6 protein-coding genes and 1 pseudogene are annotated in these 6,052 nt (G+C 58.1%); 5 read left to right on the top strand and 2 right to left on the bottom strand.

Going from position 1 to position 6,052, the window contains the following annotated elements:
* From ACIP1X_RS27365 to ACIP1X_RS27345, 5 genes are all read left to right on the top strand, one after another.
* The coding region (locus ACIP1X_RS27365; RefSeq protein ID WP_400755832.1) for a hypothetical protein at positions 1-201 on the top strand (201 nt) is incomplete at its 5' end.
* A 148-nt stretch (positions 202-349) separates the two neighbouring features.
* Entirely contained in the window at positions 350-838 is a 489-nt protein-coding gene (locus tag ACIP1X_RS27360) for a DUF3015 domain-containing protein (protein WP_007909797.1), read from the top strand.
* A 264-nt stretch (positions 839-1,102) separates the two neighbouring features.
* Positions 1,103-2,956: a DUF4105 domain-containing protein gene (locus tag ACIP1X_RS27355; RefSeq protein ID WP_053123998.1), complete on the top strand. Its 1,854-nt coding sequence runs from the start codon at positions 1,103-1,105 to the stop codon at positions 2,954-2,956.
* 213 nt (positions 2,957-3,169) lie between these two features.
* Entirely contained in the window at positions 3,170-3,526 is a 357-nt protein-coding gene (locus tag ACIP1X_RS27350; RefSeq protein ID WP_053124000.1) for a hypothetical protein, read from the top strand.
* Between the two features lie 70 nt (positions 3,527-3,596).
* The gene (locus ACIP1X_RS27345) at positions 3,597-4,091 is read left to right on the top strand and encodes a GreA/GreB family elongation factor (protein WP_400755831.1); all 495 of its coding nucleotides are present in this window, start codon (positions 3,597-3,599) and stop codon (positions 4,089-4,091) included.
* Here the strand turns inward: ACIP1X_RS27345 and gdhA are convergent.
* Positions 4,088-5,425 carry an NADP-specific glutamate dehydrogenase gene (gene gdhA, locus ACIP1X_RS27340; RefSeq protein ID WP_400755830.1) on the bottom strand — a complete coding sequence of 446 codons (1,338 nt, stop codon included), beginning with the start codon at positions 5,423-5,425 and terminating at the stop codon, positions 4,088-4,090. The genes ACIP1X_RS27345 and gdhA overlap by 4 nt on opposite strands.
* 348 nt (positions 5,426-5,773) lie before the next feature.
* A pseudogene (locus ACIP1X_RS27335) lies at positions 5,774-6,052 on the bottom strand (energy-dependent translational throttle protein EttA); the annotation flags it as partial.

Below are 6,052 nucleotides of genomic sequence, written 5' to 3'. Positions count from 1 at the left end.
TCAGCGCTTCGGGCGCAAGACGCAAGCTGGCAGCAACAGGATCAGGCATCGGGCTTCCTTAACAATCAGGCGGGGCAGATAGCCGCATTCTGGCGCTGCCCGTGCCCCACTGGCAAGGCGCGCCATGTGACAAAGCATAGACAACCGGATCTCTGCGCACCGGCTCCCCTGAAACCGGGGTTATTACCGAATCTTTTGTAAAAAATCACGGAACCGCAGGAACGTGCCTAAACTCCAAACTGCGCGGCTGGAACTAATACCGGCCCACTGGCTTCGTTTGGGTCTGTCTTGTACAGCGCTTGGGGGCCAGAACCCTGTCCATTGGTATGCACACAAAGAGAACAAAGCTATGAAACGGATTCTTCTCGGTACTCTCTTCACCGCTGTATCCATCAACGCAATGGCGCAAGCTCCAGGCGGCCCGGATTGCGGTTGGGGCAACATGCTGTTCGAAGGTCAGCGTGGCACCCCTGCTCACTTCCTCGCTTCCACCACTAACGGCACTTCCGGTAACGCTACGTTTGGTATGACTTCCGGCACCAACGGTTGCTCGACCAATGCGTCGCTGACCTACGGCGGCAAATCCTGGTTTGCCATGAATGGCATGATGAACGAGCTGTCCGAAGACATGGCCAAAGGCAACGGCGAAGCGCTGACGACTTATGCCGTGGTACTGGGCGTGGCGCCGGAAGATCGTGCGCACTTCGCTGCTGTGACTCACGAGCACTTCCAGCAGATCTTCAGCAAAGCTGACGTGACCGCTGAAGACGTGCATACCAACACCCTGGCCGTACTGAAATCGGATCCTCGTCTGGCCAAGTACGCAACGCAGGCTTAAGCTCGACCCCGCCCGCTTCCTTCGGGGAGCGGGTTTTATTTTTTATGCAGTGATTCCACCGTGACGCTGAACCTGTGGTGAGGGGATTTATCCCCGATCGGCTGCGCAGCAGTCGTGAACCTGTGCATGCGGTATAACTGGTGCATTGGGGATATAGGTTTTGGGGCCGCTTCGCTGCCCAACGGGGATAAATCCCCTCGCCACAAGGGTGGAGTGTTAACCCCCGATTCGGGTTTTATTTTCTTTCGACTTAAGTTGCCACTTATGCTCAAACGCCTTGCCTGGCTGGCGCTCTGTGTCTGCGCCCCGCTGTCCGCCGCGCCCCATGTCGACCCTCAACGTTTGCAGCAACTGGCCAACGACCGCTTCTGGATTTCCCTCGGTCATTACGAAACCGCCAAACTCGGCGGTTGGCGCAGCTATGTCAGCGACAAGAAATTCTTTCTCGCGCCTGATGGCAATGAACATCCCGATCACGAATTGGCGGCGACCGTGCAAGCGTTGTACGCCCCGGCCAGTCTCGGTGAAAAGCACGCGCAGTGCGTTTACCCGGCGCGCACGCGCTGGCTGAAAGCGCAACTCAATCTGAAAGATCTGCCGGCACCTGATTGCGCCGAGTACAAAAAATGGATGAAGGACGTCTCGCCGCACAGCGCGGTGATGATCTTCCCGGCGGCGTATTTGAACAGTCCGTCATCGATGTTCGGCCACACCCTGCTGCGCATCGACCAAGCTGACGTGCAGGCCGACAAGACCTCGCTGCTCAGCTACGCGATCAACTTCGGCGCCTATATCGAAGGTTCCGACAACAGCATTCTCTACGCCTGGAAAGGTTTGATGGGCGGTTATCCGGGCCTGTTCGCGCTGGTGCCGTATCAGGAAAAACTCTCCGAATACCGCAGCCTGGAAAACCGTGATCTTTGGGAATACCGACTTAACCTGACGCAAGAAGAAACCGCGCGCATGGTCGAGCATGTGTGGGAGCTGAAGCAGATTCAGTTCGACTATTTCTTCTTCGATGAAAACTGCTCGTACCGCTTGCTGGAGCTGCTGCAAGTGGCCCGCCCAAGTCTGCGCCTGACCGAACAATTCCCGCTGACGGCGATTCCGACCGACACCGTTAAAGCGGTGAAAGAAGCCGGGCTGGTGGAAAGTATTGAATATCGCCCGTCGCGTGAGCGCGAGTTGCTGAGTCGCGCCGAGCCTTTGACGGGTGAAGAACAGGATTGGGTGCTGAAAGTCAGCGCCGATCAACAAGTGTTGCAAGAGCCGACCTTCAAAGCCCTGCCCCGCGATCGTCAGGCACTGATCATCGACGCGGCATATCGCCTCGAACGCTACCGCGCCAACGGTCAGGAACGTGATCCGCAACGGGCGCAGCGCAGTTTCGAACTGCTGCGAGCGATCAATAAAAACCCGGCACCCGATCTGCAGATTCCGCAACCGGGCTTGCCGGAAGACGGCCACGAATCGCGCACCTGGCAGGCCGGCCTCGGCACGCGCGGCGATCGTGCGTTCGGCGAGTACGGTTTGCGCATGGCCTATCACGATCTCAACGACAACGCCGAAAGCTTCCCGCTCGGCGCGCAGATTGAAATCCTGCAAATGAAGCTGCGTCAGTACGAAGGCAATCACTGGCAGTTCCAGCAACTGGATCTGGCGACGATTCGCTCGCTGACACCGCGCAATGAGTTGTTGCAGCCGTTGTCGTGGCAAGTCACCGGTGGTCTTGAGCGCGTGCCGGGCAAGCATGATGACGAGACGCTGGTCAGCCATGTGAATGGTGGCGGTGGCGGCACGTGGGCGCTGGGTGATGATGTGCTGGGATTTGCGCTGGGCACCGTGCGGGTTGAGCACAACAATGACTTTGCTGAATTTGTTTCGCCGGCCGGTGGTTTCAATACCGGCGTGCTGTGGCGCAATCCTCTGGGAAATATGAGCCTGGAGGCCAAGGGTGATTACTTCACCAATGGCGAAGTGCGGCGCAGTTTGAGCCTGAATCAGCAGTGGGAACTGTCGCGCAATCTTGGTTTGCGCTTGAGTGCGCAGCGCGAGTTCAGCCACATCGCCACGCCTGAAACGGAAGTCATGCTCGAAGTGAAGTGGTATCACTACTGATCCCGAACACATCCCTCCTGTAGGAGTGAGCCTGCTCGCGATAGCAATTCATCAGTCACTGTTGTGGTGACTGATACACCGCTATCGCGAGCAGGCTCACTCCTACAAGGGAAATGTGCTGTTAATGGATTTTTCACAGGGCTTCGACGGCCGCCTCATGAATCTGCTTCTAGACTCTCCTTATAAGCCGGACAACCGGCTCAGGAGAGTGCGATGTGGCGGTGTGCGGGTTTGCTGGGGGTTTTGCTGTTCGTGAGCGGTTGCCAGACCACCCACGATGATTTGATCGCCAAAGGCTACCCACCGGCCTTTGCCGACGGTTTCGATGACGGTTGCGTCAGTGGTCGCCAGGCTGCCGGTTCGATCAGCGGCGAATTCCGCAAAAACGTCCCGCGCTATCTCAAAGACAAGCAATACGCCGAAGGCTGGACGGACGGCTTCCGCCAATGTCAGGCGATGCTCGAAAACAAGGATCGCGACGAGTACCGCAACGAGCATTGGGACGAACGCGAGCGCGCCTGGCAGCAGCAAAAAGATCAGGACGCCGCGCGGGCTTATCGCTCGCCCTAGGTCGCTCCCAGACATCCAGTGAAACCAAATGCCTGCGAGCATGGCCCAAACCTCATACGAGGAGGAACCCATGAGCCGTGCTTTCGTCAACGAAGACAACGCCGCCGCACAAGCCGATCAACCGGTTGAACGGCAGGTCAGCGAGCAGCCCAATTACGTCACGTCACAAGGCTTGGCGCAGTTGCAGGCGAAAGTCGCCGAACTGCAAACCCAACACGCCGAGCAATCAGCCAAAGGTGAGCAGGCCGACAAACAACGGCTGGCGGATCTGCAAAGGGATTTGCGTTATTTCAATCAGCGCTTGAGCAGTGCGCAAGTGGCTATGCCGGCAACGTCCAGAGACAAAGTGCAGATCGGCAGTTGGGTCACCTACGCGGATGAGCACGACACAGAACGCCGCGTGCAATTGGTCGGTGAAGATCAGGCCGATGCCGCCAAAGACCTGATCAACTGGGGCTCACCGCTGGGCCGGGCGCTGCTCGGTGCCCGGCTCAACGACGAGGTGCTGTGGCAGCGCCCCGCCGGCGATCAAGTGATTGAAGTGATCCGCATCGAACCGGCTTAAACCACGCCCTGCGCCAGCATCGCGTCGGCGACTTTGACGAAGCCGGCGATGTTCGCGCCTTTGACGTAATTGATCCGGCCGTTCTCTTCGCCGTAGTGCACGCAGGCGTGGTGGATCGATTGCATGATGTTGTGCAGCTTGCTGTCCACTTCACCCGCCGTCCACAGCAGACGCATGGCGTTCTGCGACATCTCCAGACCACTCACCGCGACACCGCCAGCATTGGACGCCTTGCCCGGCGCGAAGAGAATGCCGGCCTCGATAAAGATATCCACAGCCTCCAGCGTGGTTGGCATGTTCGCGCCCTCAGCGACGCATACGCAGCCATTGCGCAGCAGCGTGCGCGCGGCTTCGGCGTCGAGTTCGTTCTGCGTGGCGCACGGCAATGCGATATCGCATGGCAGCGACCACGGCAACTGACCGGCGCGGAATTCCAGGCCGAATGCTAAGGCCAATTCACTGATGCGCCCGCGTTTGACGTTTTTCAGCTGCAGCAACGCCGACCACTGTTCTTCGCTCAGGCCCGCCTCGCAATACAGCGTGCCTTCGGAGTCGGACAGCGAAATCACCTTGCCGCCCAGATCCATCACTTTGCGCGCGGCGTATTGCGCGACGTTGCCGGAACCGGAGATCGCCACGCGTTTGCCTTCCACGGTTTGCTCGCGACGTTTGAGCATTTCTTCCGCGAAGTACACACAACCGAAACCGGTGGCTTCCGGACGAATCAGGCTGCCGCCGTAGGTCATGCCTTTGCCGGTGAGGACGCTGGTGAACTGGTTGCTCAGGCGTTTGTACTGACCGAAGAGGAAGCCGATCTCGCGCGCACCTACGCCGATGTCACCGGCCGGCACGTCAACGTCGGCGCCGATGTGGCGATACAACTCGCTCATGAACGCCTGGCAGAAACGCATGACTTCGGCGTCGCTCTTGCCCTTCGGATCGAAGTCGGCACCGCCCTTGCCGCCACCCATGGGCAACGAGGTCAGGGAGTTTTTGAAGGTCTGTTCGAAAGCGAGGAATTTCAGCACGCCCATGTTCACCGACGGATGGAAACGCAAACCGCCCTTGTACGGGCCGATGGCGCTGTTCATCTGGATGCGGAAACCGCGATTGACCTGAACCTTGCCCTGATCGTCGACCCACGACACGCGGAACACCACGGCACGCTCCGGCTCGCAGATGCGCTCGAGAATCCCCGAAGTCAGGTAGTGCGGATTGGCTTCGAGAAATGGCCACAGACTGCGCAGGACTTCTTCGACGGCCTGGTGAAATTCGGGCTGATCCGGGTCGCGTTTTTTCAGGCGGGCGAGGAAGGATTCGACAGATTCGATCATGGGGAAAGTCTCGGCAAATTTATTATCGTTGGAAGAGATTGGGCCGGACTGTAACAAACGAATTGCGCACAGGAATAGAGCGAAATGTCGCGGATATGAAATTAAATGGTGCACAGGATATAAATCATGAGGATTTTTTGACCTGTTTTGCACCTGAATGGTGAGCTCCAATCCAAGATTTGCACCAACAATAATTCCGCTTTCGCGAGCAGGCTCGCTCCCACAGGGGAATGCATTTCAAATGTGGGAGCGAGCCTGCTCGCGAAGGGGTCACCACTGTCCATCTGAAAAAACCCGGGCAAAAAAAAACGGAGCCCGAAGGCTCCGCTTTTATGCAACCAACCCGAATCAGGCCAGTTTCTTGTGACGCACCCGGTGTGGCTGGGCAGCTGCTTCGCCGAGGCGTTTCTTGCGATCCGCTTCGTACTCGGTGTAGTTACCTTCGAAGAAGATCGCTTGCGAGTCATCTTCGTACGCGAGGATGTGTGTCGCCACGCGGTCAAGGAACCACCGATCGTGAGAGATCACAATTGCAGCGCCCGGGAAGTCCAGCAGGGCTTCTTCCAGGGAACGCAGGGTTTCAACGTCGAGGTCGTTGGACGGTTCGTCGAGCAGCAGGACGTTACC

Source organism: Pseudomonas sp. NPDC088885 (assembly GCF_044750025.1).
In the GTDB taxonomy this organism is placed as follows: domain Bacteria; phylum Pseudomonadota; class Gammaproteobacteria; order Pseudomonadales; family Pseudomonadaceae; genus Aquipseudomonas; species Aquipseudomonas rustica.
This window is presented reverse-complemented; position numbering and strand designations above follow the sequence as displayed.